The 24,313-nt window shown below is 44.7% G+C and carries 22 protein-coding genes and 1 other annotated feature; of the genes, 18 read left to right on the top strand and 4 right to left on the bottom strand.

Annotated elements, in window-relative coordinates; translation table 11 throughout:
- Nucleotides 1–51 precede the first annotated feature (51 nt).
- Nucleotides 52–270 (top strand) — a binding site (T-box leader).
- A 72-nt stretch (nucleotides 271–342) separates the two neighbouring features.
- Entirely contained in the window at nucleotides 343–1,602 is a 1,260-nt protein-coding gene (tyrS, locus tag ACNAZ4_RS15215; RefSeq protein WP_415815631.1) for a tyrosine--tRNA ligase, read from the top strand.
- Between the two features lie 257 nt (nucleotides 1,603–1,859).
- Here the strand turns inward: tyrS and rpsD are convergent, their stop codons facing one another.
- Nucleotides 1,860–2,462, bottom strand: coding sequence for a 30S ribosomal protein S4 (rpsD, locus tag ACNAZ4_RS15210; protein WP_041965450.1), 603 nt, complete (start codon nucleotides 2,460–2,462; stop codon nucleotides 1,860–1,862).
- 452 nt (nucleotides 2,463–2,914) lie between these two features.
- Between rpsD and ACNAZ4_RS15205 the strand changes: the two genes are divergently transcribed.
- Both ACNAZ4_RS15205 and megL read left to right on the top strand, forming a co-directional pair.
- Complete coding sequence (locus ACNAZ4_RS15205; protein ID WP_415815628.1) at nucleotides 2,915–4,801, top strand: sensor domain-containing diguanylate cyclase; 1,887 nt, start codon at nucleotides 2,915–2,917, stop codon at nucleotides 4,799–4,801.
- Between the two features lie 291 nt (nucleotides 4,802–5,092).
- Nucleotides 5,093–6,304, top strand: coding sequence for a methionine gamma-lyase (gene megL / locus ACNAZ4_RS15200; protein ID WP_415815626.1), 1,212 nt, complete (start codon nucleotides 5,093–5,095; stop codon nucleotides 6,302–6,304).
- 53 nt (nucleotides 6,305–6,357) lie between these two features.
- Here megL and ACNAZ4_RS15195 read toward each other — a convergent pair whose 3' ends face one another.
- Complete coding sequence (locus tag ACNAZ4_RS15195) at nucleotides 6,358–6,837, bottom strand: GAF domain-containing protein (protein WP_415815624.1); 480 nt, start codon at nucleotides 6,835–6,837, stop codon at nucleotides 6,358–6,360.
- 153 nt (nucleotides 6,838–6,990) lie between these two features.
- Here ACNAZ4_RS15195 and refZ point away from each other — a divergent pair, with 153 nt between their 5' ends.
- Nucleotides 6,991–7,626 carry a forespore capture DNA-binding protein RefZ gene (gene refZ, locus ACNAZ4_RS15190; protein WP_415815622.1) on the top strand — a complete coding sequence of 212 codons (636 nt, stop codon included), beginning with the start codon at nucleotides 6,991–6,993 and terminating at the stop codon, nucleotides 7,624–7,626.
- Between the two features lie 25 nt (nucleotides 7,627–7,651).
- Here the strand turns inward: refZ and hisJ are convergent, their stop codons facing one another.
- A complete protein-coding gene (gene hisJ / locus ACNAZ4_RS15185) occupies nucleotides 7,652–8,449 on the bottom strand; it encodes a histidinol-phosphatase HisJ (protein ID WP_415815620.1) in 798 nt (265 codons plus the stop codon).
- 203 nt (nucleotides 8,450–8,652) lie between these two features.
- Here hisJ and ezrA point away from each other — a divergent pair, with 203 nt between their 5' ends.
- From ezrA to rarD, 7 genes are all read left to right on the top strand, one after another.
- Complete coding sequence (gene ezrA, locus ACNAZ4_RS15180) at nucleotides 8,653–10,344, top strand: septation ring formation regulator EzrA (RefSeq protein ID WP_415815618.1); 1,692 nt, start codon at nucleotides 8,653–8,655, stop codon at nucleotides 10,342–10,344.
- Between the two features lie 129 nt (nucleotides 10,345–10,473).
- Nucleotides 10,474–11,619 carry a cysteine desulfurase family protein gene (locus tag ACNAZ4_RS15175; protein WP_415815616.1) on the top strand — a complete coding sequence of 382 codons (1,146 nt, stop codon included), beginning with the start codon at nucleotides 10,474–10,476 and terminating at the stop codon, nucleotides 11,617–11,619.
- Nucleotides 11,616–12,824, top strand: a complete 1,209-nt coding sequence (gene thiI / locus ACNAZ4_RS15170; protein ID WP_415815614.1) for a tRNA uracil 4-sulfurtransferase ThiI — start codon at nucleotides 11,616–11,618, stop codon at nucleotides 12,822–12,824. The genes ACNAZ4_RS15175 and thiI overlap by 4 nt, the downstream gene beginning before the upstream one ends.
- 91 nt (nucleotides 12,825–12,915) lie before the next feature.
- On the top strand, nucleotides 12,916–13,122 hold the full coding sequence (locus ACNAZ4_RS15165) for an alpha/beta-type small acid-soluble spore protein (RefSeq protein ID WP_214708315.1): 207 nt from the start codon (nucleotides 12,916–12,918) through the stop codon (nucleotides 13,120–13,122).
- A 195-nt stretch (nucleotides 13,123–13,317) separates the two neighbouring features.
- Nucleotides 13,318–14,898, top strand: a complete 1,581-nt coding sequence (mbcS, locus tag ACNAZ4_RS15160) for an acyl-CoA synthetase MbcS (protein WP_415815612.1) — start codon at nucleotides 13,318–13,320, stop codon at nucleotides 14,896–14,898.
- Nucleotides 14,899–15,001: 103 nt separating this feature from the next.
- Nucleotides 15,002–15,307, top strand: coding sequence for an iron-sulfur cluster biosynthesis family protein (locus ACNAZ4_RS15155; RefSeq protein ID WP_415815610.1), 306 nt, complete (start codon nucleotides 15,002–15,004; stop codon nucleotides 15,305–15,307).
- 326 nt (nucleotides 15,308–15,633) lie between these two features.
- Nucleotides 15,634–16,569: an EamA family transporter RarD gene (rarD, locus tag ACNAZ4_RS15150; RefSeq protein ID WP_415815608.1), complete on the top strand. Its 936-nt coding sequence runs from the start codon at nucleotides 15,634–15,636 to the stop codon at nucleotides 16,567–16,569.
- A gap of 234 nt (nucleotides 16,570–16,803) precedes the next feature.
- On the opposite strand, the gene ACNAZ4_RS15145 is transcribed toward rarD, so the two are convergent.
- Complete coding sequence (locus ACNAZ4_RS15145; protein WP_415815606.1) at nucleotides 16,804–17,604, bottom strand: NAD kinase; 801 nt, start codon at nucleotides 17,602–17,604, stop codon at nucleotides 16,804–16,806.
- Between the two features lie 144 nt (nucleotides 17,605–17,748).
- Between ACNAZ4_RS15145 and sppA the strand changes: the two genes are divergently transcribed.
- The 7 genes from sppA (at nucleotide 17,749) to ACNAZ4_RS15110 (ending at nucleotide 24,276) form a co-directional block, all read left to right on the top strand.
- On the top strand, nucleotides 17,749–18,759 hold the full coding sequence (sppA, locus tag ACNAZ4_RS15140) for a signal peptide peptidase SppA (protein WP_415815604.1): 1,011 nt from the start codon (nucleotides 17,749–17,751) through the stop codon (nucleotides 18,757–18,759).
- A 368-nt stretch (nucleotides 18,760–19,127) separates the two neighbouring features.
- Nucleotides 19,128–19,577 (top strand): RDD family protein, encoded by a 450-nt coding sequence (locus ACNAZ4_RS15135; RefSeq protein WP_415815828.1) that lies wholly within the window; start codon nucleotides 19,128–19,130, stop codon nucleotides 19,575–19,577.
- A gap of 74 nt (nucleotides 19,578–19,651) precedes the next feature.
- On the top strand, nucleotides 19,652–20,347 hold the full coding sequence (locus ACNAZ4_RS15130; RefSeq protein ID WP_415815602.1) for a DUF2953 domain-containing protein: 696 nt from the start codon (nucleotides 19,652–19,654) through the stop codon (nucleotides 20,345–20,347).
- A gap of 18 nt (nucleotides 20,348–20,365) precedes the next feature.
- Entirely contained in the window at nucleotides 20,366–20,872 is a 507-nt protein-coding gene (gene ytfJ, locus ACNAZ4_RS15125) for a GerW family sporulation protein (protein ID WP_415815600.1), read from the top strand.
- A gap of 151 nt (nucleotides 20,873–21,023) precedes the next feature.
- The gene (tpx, locus tag ACNAZ4_RS15120) at nucleotides 21,024–21,524 is read left to right on the top strand and encodes a thiol peroxidase (protein ID WP_415815598.1); all 501 of its coding nucleotides are present in this window, start codon (nucleotides 21,024–21,026) and stop codon (nucleotides 21,522–21,524) included.
- A 315-nt stretch (nucleotides 21,525–21,839) separates the two neighbouring features.
- On the top strand, nucleotides 21,840–22,835 hold the full coding sequence (locus tag ACNAZ4_RS15115) for a class I SAM-dependent methyltransferase (RefSeq protein WP_415815596.1): 996 nt from the start codon (nucleotides 21,840–21,842) through the stop codon (nucleotides 22,833–22,835).
- Between the two features lie 253 nt (nucleotides 22,836–23,088).
- On the top strand, nucleotides 23,089–24,276 hold the full coding sequence (locus ACNAZ4_RS15110; RefSeq protein ID WP_415815594.1) for an acetate kinase: 1,188 nt from the start codon (nucleotides 23,089–23,091) through the stop codon (nucleotides 24,274–24,276).
- Nucleotides 24,277–24,313: the final 37 nt, after the last annotated feature.

Below are 24,313 nucleotides of genomic sequence, written 5' to 3'. Positions count from 1 at the left end.
ATTTGACAACATCTATTGCTTTGTGGTAAAAATGCTTTATTAACTTTATAGGGAAAAGCTGTGAAGGGAATGAGTAGTGCTTCTGTCCATGTTCCAGAAAGCCGGCGGCCGCTGTGAGCCGGTACAAACAGAAGGATGAATTACCTCCCCGAGCGCCGCAGTGAACTGGAATACATAGTAGCCGCGGACGGTTTAACCGTTATTTTATGGAGTGGAAGACTTTTACTTAGTTTTCAAGCCGGGTGGTACCGCGCATTTAGCGTCCCTGCATTTATTGCAGGGGCGTTTTTTATTTGCGCAAAAATCTGGTTGCGAAATATATTCTTGAATGGAGGAAAACAAATGGAATTATTAAAAGATCTCGAATGGCGCGGGATTATTTACCAGCAAACAGATGAAGAGGGAATTAAGGACCTGCTTTCGAAGGAGAAGATCTCTCTTTACTGTGGTGTTGATCCAACGGCGGACAGCATGCATATTGGGCATCTTCTTCCGTTCCTGACACTGCGCCGTTTCCAGAATGAGGGGCACCGTCCAATCGTGCTTGTCGGCGGAGCAACCGGTTTGATTGGCGACCCAAGCGGCAAAAGTGAAGAGCGTAAATTGCAAACGCTCGAACAAGTCCAAGTGAACGTTGATGGAATCAAGAAGCAGCTAGGGAAAATTTTTGACGTTGAAGGCGAAAATGGAGCGCTCATGGTCAACAACTACGACTGGGCAGGTTCCATGGATGTCGTGACATTCCTGCGTGACTTCGGCAAGCATGTCGGCGTAAATTACATGCTGGCAAAAGATACGATCGCTTCAAGGCTGGAAACAGGGATCTCGTTCACAGAATTCACCTACACGATCCTGCAGGCAATGGATTTCTTCCATTTATACGAAAATCACGACTGCAAACTGCAGATTGGCGGAAGCGACCAGTGGGGCAATATTACGACAGGCCTTGAGCTGATCCGCAAAATGTCTGCAGAAGGGTCAAAGGCGTATGGAATGACGATTCCACTCGTGACGAAGGCTGACGGCACCAAGTTCGGCAAGTCGGAAAGCGGCGCTGTATGGCTCGATCCTGAAAAAACGTCACCATACGAGTTCTACCAGTTCTGGATCAACACTGCCGATGCAGATGTTGTGAAATACTTGAAGTTCTTTACTTTCTTAGAAAGAGAAGAAATCGAAGCGCTCGAAAAAGCAGTCGAGGAAGAACCGCATCTGCGCCAGGCACAGAAAGCTCTTGCTGAAGAAATGACTCGCATGATCCATGGTGAAGAAGCCCTTCAACAGGCAATCAGGATTTCAGCAGCACTTTTCAGCGGCGACATCAAAAACCTGAGCGCCGATGAAATCAGGCAGGGCTTTAAAGATGTTCCTTCTTTCACAGTAGAAGGTGGAGAAGAACAAGGATTGGTCGACCTGCTGGTGGCTGCTAAAATCTCGCCATCCAAGAGGCAGGCACGTGAAGATGTATCAAACGGAGCAGTGTCCCTTAATGGAGAGCGCGTAACCGATACAGCATACATCCTAAGCGATGCAGACAAAATCGAAGGCCAGTTCACGATCGTCCGCCGCGGCAAGAAGAAGTACTTTATGATTAAGTACTAATGCTTTGGGCAAAAGAAGGAATGACGGACAAAAATCACTGGTGAAAAGAGAAAACTGTCCATCATGAGGGTTATGACGGACAAATATCGATTGTGATCCGAGAAAACTGTCCATCATGAGGGTATGACTGGATATACTATAAAAACGGCCACTCTGGTAAACAGGGTGCCGTTTTTTAGTTGAGTAATGAATGCTAATGAGATGATCCTAAAACAAAAAAACCCAGCCTAATCGGCTGGGTTTTTGAATGCACTCTATTAACGAGAGTAGAATTCAACGATAAGAGCTTCGTTGATTTCAGCTGGAAGTTCAGAACGCTCAGGCATACGAGTGAAAGTTCCTTCTAGCTTGTCTGCATCGAAAGTTAAGAAGTCAGGTACGAAGTTGTTTACTTCGATTGCTTCTTTAACTACATCAAGGTTGCGAGACTTTTCACGAAGTGTGATTGTCTGGCCAGGAGCTACGCGGTAAGATGGGATATCTACACGTGCGCCATCAACCATGATGTGGCCGTGGTTTACTAACTGGCGAGCTGCACGACGAGTGCGAGCAAGACCTAGACGGTAAACAACGTTGTCAAGGCGAGCTTCAAGAAGGATCATGAAGTTTTCACCGTGCTTACCAGGCATTTTGCTTGCTTTGTCGAACAAGTTACGGAACTGGCGCTCAGTAACTCCGTACATGTGACGAAGCTTTTGCTTCTCTTGAAGTTGTAATCCGTATTCGGATAATTTTTTACGCTGGTTAGGACCATGAGGACCTGGTGCGTAAGGGCGTTTTTCTAATTCTTTACCTGTACCGCTTAGTGAAATTCCAAGACGGCGGGATAGTTTCCAGCTTGGGCCGGTATAACGAGCCATGAATGACTCCTCCTTAGTTTTTATTTTGTAAAATAAAAACAGATTGTGATTAAGCATTTATGGGTATTTTGTTTTCATGTACCTTCGCCCTAGCAGCAGCGGGTTACGAGATACACCATCAAACACTGTCCGAGGAACAAAATACATACATAATGAAGATCACATAGGCTGCGATATTTTACACAAAGAGTATTATATAATTTTTATTCGTATAAAGTCAAGGGGATATTTTAAGTCATCACCTTTTCAACTTTAAATTCTCCTGAAAACTTTGGTTATTATATCATACTATTTTACTAGGTCTATGATATAATAAATAGTAATTATCTTCTTTTTCAAATATTTGGATATTACCTAGCCACGTGATGAATCATTTTGTCTCAATCAGGCTGCTGCCTGTAAAACAGCTACTCACAAATCGCTGTGAAGTGATTTTAAAACAGGTGATACATATGGAAGAATTAATAGAACGGGAAACGATATTGGAACTGAAAAGCAGGTTCTTTGATTTGATCAGCACTGGCAGATTATCCTCCTCGGAAATCCTTACGCAAATGTTGATTAAGCTGAAAGAACTGTTGCAGGCAGCTGAAGTCGACTTATTCAGATGTGAGGAATGGACGAAAGGCATGCAGCTTGAGGCCACGACGCGCACCGAATTGGATGAGGGAGTGGCGGGTGGTTTTCAGGATTGCTTCATAAGCGATCTGACTGAAGCACCGCAATCCTTTATCAAGAATCCAGAGTCATTTCCGCAATATGATTTAGTGTTTGTCATGGATGCAAGAGAAAATGTAAAGAATTTATGTGCTGTGCAACTGAATGGCGCTTCACTCGGCTGCTTTTCGGACAGCCTTCTTAATAAGCTTGCTGACGAGTGCGCCTTGTTTATCCAAAAAATTCATATCCTTGCTGAGACAACGGAAGAAGAAAAAAGGTATAAACAATTATTCAGGGTGACAAAAAAATTCCACTCGACGATGGATATGGATGCTGTACTTAGTGAAATCATTTCCACATTGAGGGAAGTTTACCCTTCCTTCACCTATTACCTCCTGCTGTCGCATGACCATCAGGGCTACGGTGGGCTGCCGGTCAAAGATCTTGAGTACGACAGCGAGAACGAGACGGCGATGCAGGCGTATGTGAGCGGACATATCCAGTTCGAGGACTCAGTCACTGATAAAAATTCGATTATGTATGCACCTTTAAAAGGAAGACAAGGTGTATACGGTGTTCTGCAGGTCATTGCCCCGAACTCGCTTGTATTCCCGCAAAATGAAGTGGAATTCATTAAGCTTCTTGCGAATACTGCCGGCAGCGCCCTGGAGAATGCGAAGCTTTATGAGCAATCAAGGAAGCTGATTGCCGATTTGCAGCTAATCAACGAAACATCTCATCAACTGAATACAAGCCTGCGCCTGACAGATACGATGAAGTTCATCTGCGGCCAGATCATCAAGTCCTTTGATGCCCGGGAAGTCGGTTTCATTATGCTAGATGAAGACAATCATGATTACTCCGTCCTTCAAGGGAGCACCAGTTTCTTCTTTTCAAACGAGGCTTCCGATTATATATTGAAAGTCGCAAGACGGGTCAAACAGGATATGGAGCCGTTATTCATAGGGGATATCTCATCAGATATCAGGGATGTTTCTTCACATTTCCGCTCGGTAATGTGTGTTCCTATGATCCAGAGCGGAGATTTAAAGGGTTTCGCACTTGTCATGCATGAGGAGCCTTATCACTTTGCGTTTGACACATTCAAGCTGCTTCAGTCGCTCATCCATCATTCGACGCTGGCTTTCACCAACTCCATGCTTCGCGAAGAGTTGGAGAGAATGGTCGTAACGGATCATTTGACAAAGCTGTATTCCCGCGGGTATCTGGATGATAAAATGAATTTGTCGATGCTTGAGGATGCACAGGGAACTTTCATCTTAATAGATATTGATAATTTTAAATGTGTGAATGACCAGTACGGACACCAGGTTGGTGACGAGGTACTCATCCAGCTGGCGCGGCAGATCGCCAAAAATATCCGCGGTACGGATATTGGTGCCAGATGGGGAGGGGAAGAACTCGCGATTTACTTGCCGGGGGCCCCTCTGGAAATCGGTGTCATGATTGCCAACAGACTTGTCGATAAAGTCGAAAAACATACGACCCCAAATGTCACGATTTCATGCGGTGTATCCACATGGATCAGGGGGCAGGAAGATACGACCAAGACTGTGTTCAAAAGGGCGGACCAGGCGCTTTATAAAGCAAAAGGCTCCGGAAAGAATAAAGTAGTGGTCCAGAATGAAAACCAGTTAGGCTATAGTGATAAGGTTTAACCTCACTTTTAGTAATGTCCAGCTTCAGCGCCTAGCCCCTCGAGTCGTTTCGGTCCGCCCAATGAAGTCAAAAAGCGACTTCAATGTGCGGCCCTCCAACGCTTGTCGGGGCTGACCAAGGCGCTTACGCTTTTCTTAGTAGCACTCAGAAATGAGTGCTTTTTCTGTTTAGCAGACCACAGGACTTTTTCAGCTGCTGTGAGTGAAATCACTTTCCATATGAGGGTAAATATCATATCCTGATTATGGGGGTATTTTGTAAACGCTTACAAGTATATAGGAGGAATCGGAATGGGAGAGAAAAGATTCGAAACAGAAGTAATCCATGCAGGATATAAATCAGACGAATTCAGGGGAAGTCTTGCTCCTCCGCTATTTCAAACAAGTACGTTCACTTTTGATACTGCTGAGCAAGGGGCAAGGCGTTTTGCGGGGGAGGAAGAGGGATTCATTTATTCCCGCCTTGGGAATCCTACTGTTGCCATGCTGGAAGAGCGGATGGCGGTGATTGAAAAAGGGGAAAAAGCCCTTGCGTTCGCATCGGGGATGGCTGCTGTCTCAGCAATATTAGTAGCGCTGACACGTACAGGCGACCATATTCTTTGTTCACAGGGAGTGTATGGATGTACGTTCGGACTTCTGCAGCTCATGAAAGAAAAGTATGAGATCAACCATGATTTTTCAATGATGTCGACGAGAGAAGAAGTATTGGCCGCTATTACCCCGGAGACAAGAGTCATCTATATCGAGACACCGATTAACCCAACAATGAGACTGGTAGACCTGGAGATGGTCGCGGATGTTGCAAGGGAAAAAGGAATTCCGGTAGTTGTAGATAATACATTCAGCTCACCTTATCTTCAGAATCCGCTTGAGCTTGGATGTGATTTTGTCATCCACAGCGCAACGAAATATATTTGCGGTCATGGAGATGTGATTGCAGGTTTAGCGGTAGGACCTAAAGAAATCATGTCCAAAATCGCGATGACCACCCAGAAGGATATTGGCGGGGTAATTTCACCTTTTGATGCATGGCTGCTGCTTCGCGGCTTGAAGACTCTGCCTGTGAGGATGGATCGGCACTGTGAAAATGCTGAAAAACTGGCATCCTATCTTTCGGGGCATCCGGCAGTGGAAGAAGTCATTTTCCCTGGCGATCCAAAGCATCCTGACTACGCGATCGCGAAAAAGCAAATGCGCAAACCAGGCGGCTTGATTTCTTTCAATATAAAAGGCGGCCAGAAAGAAGCCCAGGCATTCATCAACAAATTAAAACTCATTAAAATAGCTGTCAGCCTCGGTGATGCAGAAACATTGATCCAGCATCCGGCAACAATGACCCATGCGGTCGTGCCGAAAGAGGCGAGAGAAAAAATGGGGATCAAAGAAAATATGCTAAGGCTTTCGGTTGGTCTGGAAGCATGGGAAGATATAAGGGATGACCTAGAGATGGCATTTGAATCAGTGAGGAAAGAAAGCACAATGGAAACAGGGTCAATTTAATAAACAATGAACCCCTCTCGTAAATTCGAGAGGGGTTCAATATGTTCTTCCATTTAGATATATTGTGCAAGCACTTCAACGAATTCCTCAAGCTTTTGCTGGTCCAATTCATCGAAACGGTTTTTTTCAGGCGAGTCGATATCGAGAACACCGATCACATTTCCGTTTTTCAGGATTGGTACGACGATTTCCGATTGTGAGGCAGCGTCACAGGCAATATGTCCAGGGAAGGCATGGACATCTTCAACTCTTACTGTTTCCTTCTTTGATGCAGCCGTTCCGCAAACCCCTTTTCCGAGCTTAATCCTTACACAGGCAGGAAGTCCCTGGAACGGTCCGAGGACAAGCTCACCATCTTCCATCAGGTAAAACCCCACCCAGTTGATGCGGTCAAGAAACTGGTTCAAAAGCGCAGATGCATTGCTCAGATTCGCAATTGCATTCTTTTCATCCTCAATGAGTGCTTTCAGCTGTTTAATCACCAAGTCGTAATTTTTTTCAGTGTTAGCGCTGTATGTTTCGACGTTAAACATCGTTATTCCCCCTGATTCTTGAAGTTTTATTCTACATTGTATCAAAAAACGGCGAAACAATGGAGACTTTGTCGAGCTTTTTATAAAGGAAATTTAAATCATTTCCAGAAAGGTAAACAGTAAGGTTAATTGCGGAAAGTGAGGGGCGGAGCAATGAGAAAAAATTCAAAAGCTGCGATTATTGATGCGGCCATCTACTTATTCAATACGAAGGGGTTCAATGGAACATCAGTGAGGGACATTGCAGCAAGGGCAGACGTGAATGCAGCGAATATCTCATATTACTTCCAGAACAAGAATGGTCTCCTCGAAAATTGTTTTACTGTTTTTTTTGAAAGCTATCTTAAAGAGTTGGAACAAGGGTTTGCGTTTCTTGAATATGGTTCGGAGTACTGTCTGAATGCGATGGTTGGAAATGTATTGAGATACCAATGCGAAAACATCCAATTGACCAGGTTCATTTTACGGGAAATGACGATCGACTCGCAGGTGGTCAGGGAGATTATGTCAACCTACCATGTGAAAGAGCGCTATATGTTTAAAAAGGTTCTCGAAACCGGGATTGAAAAAGGGGAATTCAAAAAGCATTCGGTCCTGTACAGTATCCTGCAGTTGAAAGGCCTTCTGCAGATGCCGTTTTTGAATACCCACTATGTCACTGAAGTTCTGCATGTGCTTCCACATGAAAAATATTTCGCAGACAAATACAGCGATGAGATTTCACAGTGGATCAAAGGTACTCTCTGCACGGACCAGCAGGTCCACCAGAAAATGCTGATTAATATATAGGAAACCGGTGAATATGCCGGTTTCCTTATTTTTTTATTTTCATATATTCCAGTCCTTGTCCCAACTCCTTCACCTGGTGGGCATCCGATCCATACACAAGAGGAATCCCGCGTTTTTTCGCTTCGCCGATTACCCAATCCGGAGGATAAGGGTTGCGGCATAATGGCTTTGCCGTCCCTGCTCCGTTATAATCCAGCTCATAGCCAAGCTCTGAAACCTTGTCCAGGATTTCGATGATTTCTCCTGTGCATTCATTGCTGAGCGGATATTTAAGCCGGAACTTATTGGCCAGGGTCATATGCCCGATTCTTTTAGGCTTATAGGGCCCCAAATCGGCGAGGATCGACTTCATTACGGTTTGATAATATTGCCGGTGAACGTTTTCTACTGAACCGTAATCTTTTGCCATCTTCCCGAAATGGTCTGGACTGTAATCCAGGCAGTCATATGTACCGGACTTGTTCTTTAAAAAATGGACCGATAGAACGCCGTCATCAAGAAGCGGTCCGTATTTGTTCAGGAAATCAGTTGTATCATTTTCATACCCTTGTATAAAATCAATCTCGAATCCGGTATTGATTTTAATTTTTCCAGTATATCTCTTCTTCGCTTCTGCGATTGTTTGAAAATATGAATCCAGGTCTTCGATTGCCATTGCGCTGTCCTGTATGGGGGTTGGGTCCATGAATCCTTCCGGCAATGGCGCATGCTCCGCGAATGTGATTTCACTGTAGCCAAGCTGGAGGGCCCTTTGAATATATTCATCGATTGTGTCATCTGTCCCATGAGGGCAAAAAGCGGTGTGGACATGTCCGTCTTTCATGAAAATACACCTCCTGAAGTATATTCTATTGAGAGATTTCAAGTGAAATCGGCCTAATTCGGATAATTTCAACAAAAAATATCAATTTATTAGTCAAAAAATGTCGTTTACATGGTAATATAATTACATTATACACGCAATTAACAATCGTATTTATATAGAAGGATTTCAGTCTTGGAATTTGTGAGGCCAGGGGGATAATAATGGAGTACATAATTGGCGGTATCGCGATACTAATCATTCTTTTTTTAATCGGCTATTTCATGAAACGGAAATATTACAGTGAGGTCGACCGCTATGAATCGTGGAAAATCGATATCATGAACCGTCCTGTACTGGATGAAATGTCAAAGGTCAAGCAGCTGAACATGACTGGGCAGACAGAGGAACTTTTCGAGCGCTGGCGCCAGGAATGGGATGAGCTTGTCACTTCCAAGCTGCCGGGCATCGAGGATTATCTGTTCGACGCGGAAGAGTATATCGATAAGTACAGGTTCAAGAAGGCGAAGGAAGTTCTGGCAGTCATTGACCGGAAACTGACGGAAACGGAAGATAAGATCAAGAAGATTCTTGGCGAATTGAATGAACTTGTCGGAAGCGAAGAAAAGAACCGCGAGGAAATCGATGGCCTGAAAGAGCATTACCGAGAGAGCAAGAAGAACCTGCTCACACACCGTCACAGTTACGGAAGCGCAGAGGCCAGCCTCGAGTCAGTCCTTGAAGAGATCCAGGCAAAATTCATCGAGTTTGATGAAAAGACTGATAACGGAAATTACCTTGAAGCAAGGGAAACGGTGCTGTCCATTCAGTCATTGCTTGAACAGGTAGCCGCGAAAATGGATTCCATACCTGCCCTTCTGCATGATTGCCAGTCGGCGATCCCGGTCCAGGTTGGCGATCTGAAAGATGGTGTCAGAGAGATGAAGGAGCAGGGGTATGTCCTGGATCATCTGAATGCTGATACCGAAATCGAGGAAATCAGCAATGAATTGGCCGGATACCTTGCCGCCATAGAAAAAGGCGATGTCGAGAACGCTGAACAGGGCATCCAGGGTCTGAAGGAACGGCTTGAAAAACTGTTTGATTTGCTTGAGGAGGAAGTCCTCGCTAAACAATATATTACTAACACCGAACATGTCGCAAAGGAAACCCTTGTAAAAGCAATCAGCGAAAACAAGACACTGAAGGAAGAAACAAAGCATATCCAGGAGAGCTATCATCTGACTGAAAAAGAACTGTCTGCCCAGACGCAAGTCGAGCAGCAGCTTAAGGGCTTGCTGAAGCGCTTTGAACTGATCGATCATAGGATCACGGAAAACGATACAGCACAAAGCCTGATTAAAGTAGAACTCCAGGAAGCGAAAGAGCAGCTGGACAAGCTTGTCGAAGAGCAAAAAGAATTGATGGAAAAATTAAGCGCCCTGAGGAAGGATGAGATGGCTGCAAGGGAGAAAGTGAGGGGACTTTCAAAAAAAATCACCGAACTGATCCGCACCGTCTCAAAAAGCAATATGCCTGGCCTTTCACAAGAATATAAATATCTGCTGGAAGATTCCCATGAGAGTATCAAGCAGGTCAACGAAAAGCTTGAGGAAAAGCCACTGGATATTCCTGCAGTCCAGCAATATCTCGAAATTGCCGTTCTGACAGTGGAAAAGCTTGAAACTTCAACAGAAGAAATCGTCGAGACAGTCATGCTGGCTGAGCGTGTCATCCAGTATGGAAACAGATACCGCAGCCGATACCCTTCTGTCGAAAGAGGATTGCGAGAAGCAGAAGAGCATTTCCGGAACTACGATTACCGCGATGCCCTTGAACAGGCAGCTACTTCAATTGAAGAAGTCGATCCAGGTGCAATGAAGAAAATCGAGCATTTGCTGTCCGAGAAACAGTGACAAAACATGGTCTCCATATGGAGGCCTGTTTTTTTGGGATCAGGATTTTGAATTTTTCATCATTTCTCATTGAAAAGTTATTATGATATGATTTTTAGTTAGCAAGGTCTTGGACAAGGGGGTATACCGATGATCTATTTGGACAACAGCGCAACGACCAAACCTTATAAGCAAGTATTGGATTCATTCATTAAAGTTTCAGAGGATTACTATGGAAATCCATCCTCTCTTCATAAAATCGGCGGGCAGGCAGAAAAGCTGCTCCAGCAGGCTCGCTCCCAGGTATCCAGGCTGCTGGAGGTCAAAGAAACGGAAATCCTGTTCACTTCAGGCGGGACAGAGAGCAATAATCTCGCAATCAAGGGCATTGCGATGGCTCACCGCGAGAGAGGCAGGCATATTGTTACAACAAGCATTGAACACGCTTCTGTCCATAACGCCATGGTCCAGCTTGAATCGCTCGGATATGAAGTAACCTATGTAAAACCAGATTCGAATGGCTTTGTCAGTGCCGAGTCAATTCAGCAGGAACTTCGTGATGAAACGATCCTTGTGTCTGTGATGCATGTCAATAATGAAGTCGGCACAATCCAGCCAATTGAGGAAATCGGGATGGTATTGAAGAAGCACCCTAAGGCATTTCTTCATGTTGATTTCGTCCAGGGAATAGGGAAGGTTCCTTTGAACTTATACAATTCCGGAGTCCATTTAGCCACGCTTTCCGGACATAAATTCCATGGACTGAAAGGGACGGGCGCCTTGTTCATAAAAGAAGGGGTGATGCTGTCCCCATTATTTTCCGGCGGCAATCAGGAATGGAAGCAGCGAAGCGGTACCGAGAACGTAGCAGGTATGGTCGCGATGGCAAAAGCGCTCAGGATGACGATTGAACTGAGAGAAGAAAAGCTGGATCAAATGAAGTCAGCGATGGGCAAATTAAGGGATGGCATCAGTCAAATCAAGGAAATCACCATTCATACTCCGGGGGAAAACTGCGCTCCCCATATCCTGAATTTTTCCATCGGCGGATTGAAGGCCGAAACATTCGTTCATGCACTTGAAGAGAAAGATATTTATGTTTCAACAACAAGCGCCTGTTCCTCAAAGAAAAAGGCCGCCAGCAAGACGCTGCTTGAAATGGGCGTGCCTGCTGCACAAGCGGAGAGTGCCATAAGGATCAGCCTGACTTACAGCAATACAGCAGAAGAAGCAGAAATAGCGGCAAAGGCAATTGCCGAGACTGTAAAACATTTAAGCGAGGTTATTAAGAAATGATGTATGACCGTATACTGGTCCGGTATGGAGAAATATCGACCAAAGGAAGAAACAGAAATAAATTCATCGACCGCCTGAGAAAAAATATCAAGAGGGCTTTGAGTGAATATCCAAATGCAGCAATAAAAGCGGAACGCGACAGGATGTTCATCCTGCTTCATGGTGAGGACAGCGACGGGATTGCAAAGAAACTGAAGGAGATTTTCGGGATCCAGTCCTTCAGCCCGGCCGTTAAAGTGGATAAAGATCTTGAGAAGATGAAGGACGCTGCTCTTGAGCTCTTCAAAAAAATCCACAAGCCTGGACAGACATTCAAAATATCCGCCAAACGAGCTGATAAAACCTTTGAATTGGATACGAACGGAATCAATTCGGAATTCGGTGGCCATATACTGAGGAATGTGGAAGACCTAAAAGTCGATGTAAGAAACCCTGATATCAACCTTCAGATTGAAATCAGGAAAGAAGCAGCCTATATTTCAGCTGAAACGATCAAGGGTGCAGGAGGGCTTCCTGCTGCGTCCGGAGGCAAAGGAATGCTGATGCTATCCGGAGGGATTGACAGCCCTGTTGCCGGTCACCTGACCATGAAGAGAGGCCTTGAAGTGGAAGGGGTTCATTTTTTCAGCCCGCCTTTCACAAGTGAACGTGCCAAGCAGAAGGTGATCGACCTGTCTGAAAAGCTTGCTGAAGTGAATGGCCATTTCGCGCTCCATATCGTGCCTTTCACTGAAATCCAGCAGGCCATTCACAAGCAGATCCCAGAAAACTATACAATGACAACGACAAGAAGACTGATGCTCAGAATAACGGATGCCATCAGGGAAAAGCAGGGAGGCCTTGCGATCATAACTGGCGAAAGCCTCGGGCAGGTGGCCAGCCAGACACTTGAAAGCATGTATGCTATCAACGAAGTGACAACGACACCAATCATCCGGCCGTTGATCACGATGGACAAGCTGGAGATCATGGATATCGCACATAAAATTGATACCCATGACATATCGATCCGCCCTTATGAAGATTGCTGCACAGTCTTTGTCCCATCATCGCCTAAAACGAAGCCTAAGCTCGATAAAGTCCAGAACTATGAAAGCTTTTTCGACTTTGAGGAAATGATCCAGAGAGCCGTCGAAGGTACGGAGCGGATCATCGTCAAACCGGCTTCTGAAAGAGCGGATAATCCGGTGGATGATCTATTTTAATTTGTTAAGAAATTGTGAACAATTACCAATAAAAGTTTTGAATTAAGCCATGTGTTTCTACACACTCTATACTCACAAGGAGGTGAAACACATGGCAAACAACAACAGCTCAAATCAACTTCTAGTTCCTGGCGTAGCTCAAGCTCTTGACCAAATGAAGTACGAAATCGCTTCTGAATTTGGTGTACAGCTTGGCGGAGAAACTACTTCTCGCGCTAACGGTTCTGTAGGAGGAGAGATCACTAAGCGTTTGGTTCAAATGGCTGAACAGCAACTTGGTGGCGGATTCTCTCGCTAATCTAAAATAGAATAATATGGCTACAAAGAGCGGGGCAAATGCCCTGCTCTTTTTTTTTTGTCGGAAGAAATTATTTTAAAATAACATTATCATATAATTTTAAATTTTTAAATAATTTAGTATAATGGGACGTGGGGATATATGCTTGTCACTTCATCCAGAGACAAGCCAAAAATTATAATCAGGGGGAAGAGTATGAACAGAGAACAATTGATGGCACCTCAAAAGTATAATTTAGTATCAGAAATGGAGCGGTTTGCACAGGATCCAGCGAGAAAGGCGATCCTCTGGGAAAATGAAACAGGAAGTGCGAAAGAAATTACATACCAGGAGCTGCTCAATAACGCCAATAAAATTGGAAACGTTTTCTTGGGGAATGGTTTGACGAAGGGGGATGTCGTCCTTGTCGTCGTACCGAGGCTGATTGAAGCGTATCAGGTTTATATTGCATCGCTGAAAATGGGTCTTGTGGTCATTCCTAGTTCCGAAATGCTAAAGACAAAAGATTTTCAATACAGAATCAGCCATGGCGATGTAAAAGCCATCGTCAGCTATGCCCCTTTTACAGGAGAGTTCGATGGAATCGAGGGAGTGGAAGAGCTGCCTAAATTCATCATTGGAGGAGAAAAAGAAGGCTGGGTTCATTTAGATGAAGAAATGGAGTCTGCTTCTGAAGACCTTACGCTTGCCGACACGGACCGTAATGATATGGCATTCCTGAGCTATACATCCGGTACGACGGGCAACCCTAAAGGTGTTGTCCATACTCATGGATGGGCTTATGCACATTTAAGGACAGCGGCAACAAATTGGCTTGGAATAGAGGATGGGGACACTGTCTGGGCTACTGCCGGTCCTGGCTGGCAAAAATGGATCTGGAGTCCGTTCCTGTCTGTCATGGGAACAGGAGCTACAGGCCTCGTCTACCAGGGCAAATTCGAGCCGCAAAAGTATTTGTCACTTCTGCAAAAATACCATGTAAATGTACTTTGCTGTACGCCTACAGAATACAGGCTGATGGCCAAAGTCGAAAATATTGGTGATTACAGCCTGCCAGGTCTTCACAGCGCGGTATCCGCCGGTGAACCGCTGAACCGTGAAGTCATCGACACATTCAGGAAGCATTTTAACGTCGATGTGCGCGACGGCTATGGCCAGACAGAAAACACACTGCTTGTCGGCGTAACGAAGGGCATGGAGTTAAAGCCAGGATCGATGGGCAAGCCTACACCTGGGAACAGGGTAGAAATCATCAATGAGAACGGGGAACCATGTGCACCCGGTGAAGTTGGCGATATTGCTGTCCATATCGAAACACCTGCTTTATTCAAGAACTATTACAAAGATCCAGAGAGGACAGCCATGCAGTTCCGCGGCGACTATTACGTAACAGGCGATAAAGCGAGCATGGACGAAGAAGGATATTTCTGGTTCGAGGGCCGAGGGGATGACATCATCATCAGCTCCGGTTATACCATTGGACCTTTCGAAGTCGAGGATGCACTCGTTAAGCACCCATTCGTAAAAGAATGCGCCGTTGTCGCCTCACCTGATGAAATCCGCGGACATATCGTCAAGGCCTTTGTCGTCCTGCGTGACGGTGTCAGCTCAGACCAGGAAAATCTGGTCGCTGACCTGCAGCAGCACGTCAAGGATTTGACAGCGCCATATAAGTATCCTAGGAAAATCGAGTTCCTTGAAGAACTTCCAAAGACAACTTCAGGAAAAATCCGCCGCATTGAGCTGCGCAAGAAAGAATTAGAAGGCGCAAGATAATAGAAATACCAAAAAGCAGGCCTCGGCCTGCTTTTTTTGATTGCAATTTCAATGCGTGACACATCAGAACTAGGGTATATTTTATATGAAAGGGTGAGCTGATATGAAAATCGAAATAAAAGAGGCAGCATTGGAAGAATTAAAAAAAGTCCACTTTGGTAAAGGTGAAGGGATTAGGATATTAGCAGAGTTTGTCGGCACCTGTTCGATTGCAACAGATATCCAGCTGCAGATCGAAGGAAAGCAGGAAGATGATGAAGTGCTCTCCGCAGACGGTATCCATTTTTTTGTTCCGAAGAAATCGGTTGAATCCCTTCCGGATAAAATCTCTTTGGATTTCAAGCAAGGTCTTGGCTATAAGATTTCCTCCCCGGAAGAAACATTTGGCTATAACTTTAAATTAGGCTGATTTCGTGAAGATTGTTGTTAAAATCCTAAAGCCGATTTTAACGTGATAATATGCCATTTTGTAGTTCGGAATTAAGTGCGGAGGCTCTTTTCTCATAATTAGCTTTAATTTTTTGAAGAAAAATATGGTCTTTCAATCCAATTTTGTAGCCAAAAGTAACTAAGTTTGAGAAAAGAACCTTAATTAAACTCTCGGTCCTAGCGGAAGCCGGACAAGCGATATGGAGATAATGTCTTTAATTGGTTCAAAAAAAGGATTGTCATGCCGCAGCATCCCCCTTATAATGAATATTATTTCGAGTCTAGAAAGATTAGGGGGATGTTCGGATGAATAATAGGACCGAACAACAGGCTGGCGTCTTATACGCAGCTTTTTCATATATTTTGTGGGGGATCCTGCCGGTTTACTGGAAGCTTCTGCAACATGTGAACGCGGATGAAATTCTTGCGAACCGCGTATTCTGGTCGTTTTTCTTTGTTATCTTGATCTTGCTGCTGAATAAGAAGTGGAGTCTTTTTACAGGAACGCTCCTGGGGCTTTCGCAGAACAAAAAGCAGCTGGCGGCACTGGCGATAGCATCGATCTTGATCAGCATCAACTGGTTCATCTATATTTGGGCTGTCAACAGTGATCAAATGATCGAGGCAAGCCTTGGTTATTATATTAACCCGCTTGTCAGTGTACTTTTAGGTATGGTTTTTCTCAAAGAAAGATTGAGCATGCTGCAGTACGTTTCATTTCTTCTTGCGGCGATCGGTGTGCTGATCATGACGATTTCTTATGGGCAATTTCCTTGGATCGCTTTATCACTCGCTATTTCTTTTGGCCTGTACGGACTGGCCAAGAAATTGATCAAGGTGGATTCGTCGGTCGGCCTCGCGCTTGAGACACTGGTCGTGATGCCGTTATCGGCGATTTACATTGGCTATCTGGTGTCCCAGGGGACGAATTCGCTGTTCTCCGGTTCATGGACAACAACGCTGCTGCTCGCTGGTGCAGGGGCGGCGACGGCAGTTCCTTTGCTATTCTTTGCAAAAGGTGCACAGAGGATCCCGCTCGCTACGCTTGGCATCCTGCAATATATCGCCCCAACTTTGACGCTTATACTGGGTGTCTTCGTCTATCACGAAACATTTTCGTCGGTCCATCTGCTTGCCTTTACCTTCATCTGGTCGGCATTAATCCTGTACTCATTAACACGGACAAAACTGGCAGCGGCCCTGAGCCTCAAGTGGAAGAAAGAAAAAGGAATGCATATGTAAAGGCTGTTTTCGTAAAGATTGTTGTTAAAATCTTAAAGCCGATTTTAACGTTATAATACCCATTTTGTAGGCCGGTACTAAGTTTCAAGCTCTTTTCTCATATATAGTCGTGAATTGTGTGAACAATCTTAGGTAATTCAATTCTATTTTGTAGCCAATAGCAACAAAGTTTGAGAAAAGAGCCTATGTAAAAGAAGAGAGCTGCGGAAATCCGCAGCTCTTTTTGCTGTTATCTTATAAAAACGTCCGCTTCACTTTTTCCCAGAAAGAGTTGTCCTTGAGTTTAATTGTCTTGATGAATTTATTGCTCAACTTCACATCGAATTTTTCAACATGCTGGATGCTCAATGCTTCGTTATCCATTCCCATGATAGGATAATCGTTGCCGTCCTGGGCAACCTTGAAAGTAAGCTTACGGTCGCCGCTCAGGATGAAGGATGAGCCGAGTGTCCGGTAATGGTTATTGTTCACTGACGCAAGCTCACTGACTTGCATGCACGGCAGCAGCGGATCGACTACAGCTCCATTCACGGATTTATTGTATGCGGTGCTGCCTGTCGGTGTTGCGACGATCATCCCGTCACCACGGAAGGTTTCGAAATGTTTGTCATCGATGAAAACATCCATCACGAATGCCTTAATGATCGCGGATCGGACGCTGAATTCGTTCAGGCACTCAAATGAAGTGTCTCCGTCGATGGTTACCTCAATTGTCGGGTATCGCCTTACTTCAATTTCCGAATTATTAGAGGCCTGGATCATCTTATCGGTATCTTCAAGATGGAAATCACAATACATATTGAGGGAGCCGGTGACAGAAATGCCTGCATAAAGGCAATCTTCCCGGAAGCCCGTTTTTCTCACTGCCTGCAGAAAGGTGCCATCATCGCCAATGCTGACGATAATATTGGCTGTCTTGTGGTCAGTGACGATATTGAAATCATACCTGCGAGCGAGTTCGTAAAGAGGTTCGACTTTTTCCATCATAGTTGTGTCTGGCGTATGGTGAAAATAAATATTGCGGCGATCTGGCATTGCTTATTCCTCCAAACATTATGTATTTCTTCCATATTTTTACCCGCTTTTAAAAAGTTTTGCTAAAATAAAGGTTATTGACATTAGTTTATCATTTTTTCATAAAGTTTTGAAAGTACAAGGAATTTTCAAGGGGGATTCAAAATGAATGGTAAAAGGTGGGCGGCATTAGGAATAGCCGTTGGTTTATTTATTGCATCAACTGTGATCAATTTTCTTTCAACATTCGCATTCAGCGACGCAGAAAATGTGTTCGAAGATATGTTCGCAGTATCGAATGAAATGTTTGCTGAGGAAGTCATCGAAGAGGGAGACATGCTGAGCAAAATCGCAGTCCTGTCCATTAATGGAGTCATCCAGGATACGGGGGATGCGCAATCTTTCTTTGAAAGTCCGCTCTACAATCATCGGGCATTCATGGAACAGCTTAATTATGTAAAAGAATCGGATGATGTCAAAGCCATCATCCTGCAGGTGAACTCTCCGGGGGGAGGCGTCGTGGAAAGCGCAGAAATCCATGACAAGATCAAGGAAATCCAGGAAGAGACGAAAAAGCCGGTTTATGTTTCGATGGGTTCAATGGCAGCATCAGGCGGTTATTATGTGTCTGCGCCTGCCGATAAAATTTTTGCCAGCCCCGAAACACTGACAGGCTCACTTGGCGTCATCATGCAAGGGATAAATTACGCAGGACTTGCCGAGAAGTACGGAGTCGAATTCACCACCATCAAAAGCGGACCGTACAAAGATATCATGAGCCCTACAAGGCCGATGACTGAGGAAGAACGTGATATCCTTCAGTCCATGATCAACAACTCTTATGAAGGATTCGTCAAAGTCATTTCTGAAGGGCGCGGCATGTCGGTCGAGCAGGTCAAAAAAATCGCGGATGGCCGCATATATGATGGACGCCAGGCCAAGCAGCTGAATTTGATCGATGGCTTCGGATATCTTGAGGATGTCATCGAGAAGGTCAGGAAGGATGAGAAGCTTGGCGATGCAACTGTCGTAAAGTATACGGAAAGCGCGGGCCTCGGCTCGTTCTTCAGCATGGGAGCACAGAAAATCATGGGGAAAGACGCAGAAATGGCAGGCTTGATGAAATTATTGTCCCAGCCTAATTCTCCACGTCTAATGTATTTATACGCAGAATAGGGGGGCAAAAAATGAATTCCAACGAATTTGAAAAAGATCGAAGTAAAGATCAAGCTGAATTTGGACGGAATGGCGTTCAAGGAGATAATGGCAGCATCCCGGCAGATGTTGATCATTCAGATAGAGAACACGTCGCCATCCCGGCAGATGGTGATCATTCAACTAGAGAACACGAAAGCATCCCGAGTGAAGCTCATCTGTCAGATAGAGAACACAACAATATCCAAACTGAAACTGGAAAGAATGACAACATCCCTACAGAAGCTGACTCTTCATATAATCAGGAATACGATAGCATTCATACTAAGGGCAATATTACTGGGAAATCAACACCACAGGCAGATTATACAAATGGAGTTACTGATGGAATAGGCAGTCCTGCTGCTGGGAATCATCTATTTTCGGGCCAATATGCCGGGTTCTGGACGCGTTTTTGGGCCTATCTGCTTGATTTGATTGTCATCGGCAGTATCAACAGGATGATCATCCATCCTATCTTCATGGCATTGGATGTTCCTTTGGTGAAGGATGGAATCTTTTCGCCGGTGACCATCGCGACAGCTGTCGTTTTCTATTTGTATTTTGTCCTGATGACAAAATACCTCGGCCAGACACTGGGGAAAATGGTGTTTGGACTGAAAGTGGTGGAACTGGACGGCAAAAGCCTGACATGGGGCACTGTCATTTTCCGCGAATGGATCGGCCGCTTCATTTCAGCGACAATTTTGGTGCTGTATGTTGTCGTTGCCTTTACAAACAAGAAACAGGGATTGCATGACCTGTTCGCCGATACAACTGTTATATATGAACCACGCTAAAATGAACCTGCTTCGGCAGGTTTATTTTTTTGCCTTTTTGTTGATAATAATAGGCTGAAAGGTTGTGGAGGACGATGAAATGGGTGCTGCTCATCATACTGATTCTCACGGTGCTGGCAATTATAATTCTTGTAACCAAAGTTAGGGTCCATTTAGATTATTTCCACGGCAATGATAATGATCATTTTAAAGTCATCATAAAAGCATGGGGTGGGCTTATAAGGATAAAGATGGAGATTCCCGTTGTAAAAGTGGATGACAATTCCCCGACGATCGTTACGGAGGAAAAATTAAGTGTAGGCCCAAAAGATAAGCTGAAACAAGAGAAAACATCGCAGACTGATAAAACGGACCTGTTAAATAGTATCAAGGATTTCAACCAGTTAGTCATACATGTAGTCGGCCTTCATAAAATCATCAGGGACTTTTTGAAAAAGGTAACAGTTCGGAACATAGAGTGGCATACGATGGTCGGGGTAGGCGATGCAGCGGCGACAGGAGTGCTCACAGGTGCTTTCTGGGCAGTGAAAGGTGGTGCTATTGGGTTTCTAAGCCATTATATGAAACTCAAAGAGATGCCGGTAATGACCATCACCCCTAGTTTCCAGCATGCTGTTTCCATTACTAGTTTTAAATGTATGTTTCAAGTCAGAGTCGGGCAAGCTATTTTAGCAGGAATAAAACTGGTTAAATATTGGAAAGGCGGCTGGCCAGAGTTTAAGTCAAAGCCATTGTCCCACCTTTCCGGTGATAATACTAATTCTGTCTAAATTAAGGAGGAAACAGGAATGTCCGACCATCCAATTCAAGGACTAATGACTACTGCCATGGAAAGTTTAAAAGAAATGATTGATGTCAACACAATCATTGGAGACCCTGTAGAAACACCGGATGGAAGTGTAATCCTGACAGTTTCAAAGGTGGGGTTCGGGTTTGCGGCAGGAGGCAGTGAATTCGTTTTAGAAAGTTCAAAGGGAGGTTCTGGCGGATCTGGCGGATCTGGTGGCGCAGGAGGACAATCAGGAGGACCTCAGCATCCATTCGGCGGCGGAAGCGGCGGAGGGGTATCCATTACGCCAATCGCCTTCTTGATCGTAAGTTCAAGAGGCGTCAAGATGCTCCATCTGGATGAAAGCACCCATCTTTACGAGAAGATTCTTGATCTGGCACCGCAAGCAGTGGAAAAAATCCAGCAAATGATGTCCAAGAAAGACCAGGGCAGCCAGGAAAACAGCCAGCACAATAATCATAGCCAAAACGACTATAGCGGACCAAAAGCTGATCTAGAGTTTTAAGACAAAGCTGCCTTTTCAGGTTGAAGAGGCAGCTTGCTTATGTCAGGAGAACGGCCGGAGTGACGGCTCGCATTTTCAAAATAATTGCAAAAAAATTCTTTAAAAGATATATTAACACTGTACATAAAATGGACAAGGAGGATGAGCAGGTATGGCATCTGTTACATTTAAAGGGAATCAAGTTACATTGTTAGGAAACGAAGTAAAAGTTGGGGACCAGGCACCTGATTTCAAAGTGCTTGCAAATGACCTTTCCGAAGTGACTCTCCAGGATTCAAAAGGACAAGTTCGATTGATCAGTGTGGTACCATCACTTGACACAGGCGTATGCGACGCACAGACACGCCGTTTCAATGAGGAAGCTGCAAACCTTGATAACGTCAAGATTCTTACAGTAAGCGTAGACCTACCATTCGCACAAAAGCGCTGGTGCGGAGCTGCTGGAATCGAGAACGTCCAGACTCTATCAGACCACCGCGAACTTTCATTCGGTGAAGCATATGGGGTAGGAATCAAGGAACTTCGCCTGCTGGCTCGCGCAGTATTCGTTGTTGACTCAAACGATAAAGTAACTTACGCAGAATATGTAAGCGAAGCAACAGACCACCCGAACTATGAAGCAGCAGTAGAAGCTGCAAAACAAGCAAACTAAAACAACCAGTCATCATAGAACAAGCCGCAGGATAAAACTGCGGCTTGTTTTGCTATTCTGATTGGACAGAGGGAATGCTGTAAACGCGAAAAGTGTTTGATAGAAGGTGTCTGAAGGACAAAAAAGAAGGCTCGTCTTGAGAATAGTGTCTGATATAAACTCATTCTAATGCATCAACAGGATCTGAATCCCAGATTGTACATAAGCTTCTCATGACACATGCTCCCGGGTTGGCCATTCCAGCCATATGCCTTGTATAGAACACGAAACATGGCTAAAATAGATAAATATCTATTCAAATCAGGAGGAAGTAAATTGAGTATGACTCCGGTCGAACAATTATTTACCGCATTCAATACTACAGCGGACATTTTAAAAGAAGAACTTTCATGTACATATTTGGAGGCGCTGGCTGAAACTGGGGAAAATATTTTCCAGGGCACGGTGCTTCAGGACGAATTAGATGAAGTCACGAAGAAGAGGCTCGAAAAAGTTTACGAGGATATCGATCTTGATTCTTTTAGCAAAGAGGAAATCCGCAAAGGCTTCCAGCTGGCGATTCTGAAGGGCATGAAGGAGCACATCCAGCCGAATCACCAAATGACACCCGATTCTGTTGGCATGTTCATTGGCTATTTGGTCAGCAAATTTATCGACAAGAAAACATTCAGACTGCTTGATCCGGCTGTCGGAACCGGAAATCTCCTGGCAACGGTTTTGAACCAGCAGACAGACAAGCAAATCGATTCTATCGGTGTAGAGATTGATGATCTGCTGATCCGGCTTGCCTTTGTCAATGCTAATCTCCAGAAGCATCCGGTTGAATTTTTCAATCAGGACAGCCTTGAACCATTGTTTGTCGACCCGGCGGATGCGGTCGTTTGCGATCTTCCAGTCGGCTATTATCCTAATGACCTCAGGGCCGGGGAATATAAAGTAAAAGCCAAGGATGGCCATACGTATTCGCACCATATGTTCATTGAGCAAAGCACAAAGCATGTAAAAGAGGGCGGCTACCTGTTTTTCATGATTCCGAATGGTCTTTTTGAAAGCGAACAAGCCTCAATGCTGCATGAGTTCATTAAGAACCATCTGATTGTCCAGGGAATTTTACAGCTTCCAGCTTCTCTGTTCAAAAACAAGCAAGCAGCCAAAAGCATCCTCATACTGCAGAAAAACGGAGAGGAAGTTCAGCCTCCAAAACAGGCTCTGCTCGCCGAGCTGCCTAAATTATCAGATGGACCAGCAGTCAATCGGATTCTCGGTAAAATTGACCAATGGTATAAAGAAAATAAAAGTTCAGTAAAATAACGAAAGGACCGGCTGATGCCGGTTCTTTTGCTGCTCAAAAGGGTAAATACACAGTGAAAATATTTTTTTCTAATCCTTAGAAGTATCTGAATAAAAACTCATTTCACATTTAAGCAAGCTTTTCTTGAAATGTGAAAAAGACAGTGTTTAAATGGGGAATTGAGAGATATATTCACGGCCTGTAGCACACAATAAAGGTGTACTATTTCACTGTATTTTTAATCAGGTTGTTATATAAAAGGAGCGGTACAAAATGGCAAAAATCATTGCAATCAATGCCGGCAGTTCTTCACTAAAGTTCCAACTGTTCGAAATGCCGAGCGAAGAAGTTATCACAAAAGGAATCGTCGAAAGGATCGGCCTGAAGGATTCGATTTTCACGATCAGTGTGAATGGAGAAAAAAACAAAGAAGTTACAGACATCCCGGACCATGAAGTTGCGGTAAAAATCCTTCTTGATAAACTGACAACACTTGGTATCATCCAGTCACTTGATGAAATCGAAGGAATCGGCCATCGTGTCGTTCACGGCGGCGAGGAATTCAGTGATTCTGTCTTGATCACAGAAGAGGTTTTACAAAAAATCGATCAGCTTTCCGAGCTGGCACCACTGCATAATCCGGCAAACTTGACTGGTATCCGCGCGTTCCAGCAGGTACTGCCAAATGTTCCGGCGATTGCTGTTTTCGATACAGCGTTCCACCAGACCATGCCTGAAAACTCATTCCTATACAGCCTTCCATATGATTACTATAAAAAGTACGGAATCCGTAAATACGGTTTCCACGGAACTTCACACAAGTATGTCTCCCAGCGTGCTGCTGAAATGCTTGGCCGTCCAGTGGAGCATTTGCGCCTGATTTCCTGTCACCTTGGGAACGGTGCAAGTATCGCCGCGATCGAAGGCGGCAAATCCATTGATACATCAATGGGCTTCACTCCGCTTGCTGGTGTGACAATGGGTACTCGGTCAGGAAATATTGACCCTGCCTTGATCCCATACATCATGGAAAAAACAGATAAGAGTGCAGATGAAGTATTGAATGTCCTGAATAAAGAGAGCGGTATGCTTGGTGTTTCCGGATTCTCAAGTGACCTTCGCGACATCGAGGACGAAGCGGAAAAAGGAAATGACCGTGCTGAGCTTGCACTGAAAGTATTTGCGGACAGAATCCATAAATACATTGGTTCATATGCAGCCCGCATGTGCGGTGTTGATGCCATCATCTTCACAGCAGGTATCGGTGAAAACAGTTCAGCAATCCGTGCTCGCGTATTGCAGGGACTAGAGTTCATGGGCATCTACTGGGATCCGGCACTGAACAAAGTGCGCGGGGAAGAAGCGTTCATCAGCTATCCTCACTCACCGGTGAAAGTAATGGTCATCCCTACAGACGAAGAAGTCATGATCGCACGCGATGTTGTGCGTTTGGCAAAATAAATTGATTTCAGGCAGGAGCTGGGTGCTCCTGCCTTTT

Source organism: Mesobacillus thioparans (genome assembly GCF_965138835.1).
In the GTDB taxonomy this organism is placed as follows: Bacteria; Bacillota; Bacilli; order Bacillales; family Cytobacillaceae; genus Mesobacillus; species Mesobacillus thioparans.
Note: the sequence above shows the minus strand (reverse complement) of the source record. Positions and strands in the feature narration are given on the sequence as shown.

Bases quoted from the DNA above. Each gene is read 5' to 3' on its own strand.
- hisJ (WP_415815620.1), bottom strand. From the start codon at position 8,449: ATGAAAGACGGACATGTCCACACCGCTTTTTGCCCTCATGGGACAGAT.
- tyrS (WP_415815631.1), top strand. From the start codon at position 343: ATGGAATTATTAAAAGATCTCGAATGGCGCGGGATTATTTACCAGCAA.
- ACNAZ4_RS15145 (WP_415815606.1), bottom strand. From the start codon at position 17,604: ATGCCAGATCGCCGCAATATTTATTTTCACCATACGCCAGACACAACT.
- ACNAZ4_RS15110 (WP_415815594.1), top strand. From the start codon at position 23,089: ATGGCAAAAATCATTGCAATCAATGCCGGCAGTTCTTCACTAAAGTTC.
- rpsD (WP_041965450.1), bottom strand. From the start codon at position 2,462: ATGGCTCGTTATACCGGCCCAAGCTGGAAACTATCCCGCCGTCTTGGA.
- sppA (WP_415815604.1), top strand. From the start codon at position 17,749: ATGAATGGTAAAAGGTGGGCGGCATTAGGAATAGCCGTTGGTTTATTT.
- ACNAZ4_RS15175 (WP_415815616.1), top strand. From the start codon at position 10,474: ATGATCTATTTGGACAACAGCGCAACGACCAAACCTTATAAGCAAGTA.
- mbcS (WP_415815612.1), top strand. From the start codon at position 13,318: ATGAACAGAGAACAATTGATGGCACCTCAAAAGTATAATTTAGTATCA.
- tpx (WP_415815598.1), top strand. From the start codon at position 21,024: ATGGCATCTGTTACATTTAAAGGGAATCAAGTTACATTGTTAGGAAAC.
- ACNAZ4_RS15205 (WP_415815628.1), top strand. From the start codon at position 2,915: ATGGAAGAATTAATAGAACGGGAAACGATATTGGAACTGAAAAGCAGG.
- thiI (WP_415815614.1), top strand. From the start codon at position 11,616: ATGATGTATGACCGTATACTGGTCCGGTATGGAGAAATATCGACCAAA.
- ezrA (WP_415815618.1), top strand. From the start codon at position 8,653: ATGGAGTACATAATTGGCGGTATCGCGATACTAATCATTCTTTTTTTA.
- ACNAZ4_RS15195 (WP_415815624.1), bottom strand. From the start codon at position 6,837: ATGTTTAACGTCGAAACATACAGCGCTAACACTGAAAAAAATTACGAC.
- refZ (WP_415815622.1), top strand. From the start codon at position 6,991: ATGAGAAAAAATTCAAAAGCTGCGATTATTGATGCGGCCATCTACTTA.
- ACNAZ4_RS15130 (WP_415815602.1), top strand. From the start codon at position 19,652: ATGAAATGGGTGCTGCTCATCATACTGATTCTCACGGTGCTGGCAATT.
- ACNAZ4_RS15155 (WP_415815610.1), top strand. From the start codon at position 15,002: ATGAAAATCGAAATAAAAGAGGCAGCATTGGAAGAATTAAAAAAAGTC.
- rarD (WP_415815608.1), top strand. From the start codon at position 15,634: ATGAATAATAGGACCGAACAACAGGCTGGCGTCTTATACGCAGCTTTT.
- megL (WP_415815626.1), top strand. From the start codon at position 5,093: ATGGGAGAGAAAAGATTCGAAACAGAAGTAATCCATGCAGGATATAAA.
- ACNAZ4_RS15165 (WP_214708315.1), top strand. From the start codon at position 12,916: ATGGCAAACAACAACAGCTCAAATCAACTTCTAGTTCCTGGCGTAGCT.
- ytfJ (WP_415815600.1), top strand. From the start codon at position 20,366: ATGTCCGACCATCCAATTCAAGGACTAATGACTACTGCCATGGAAAGT.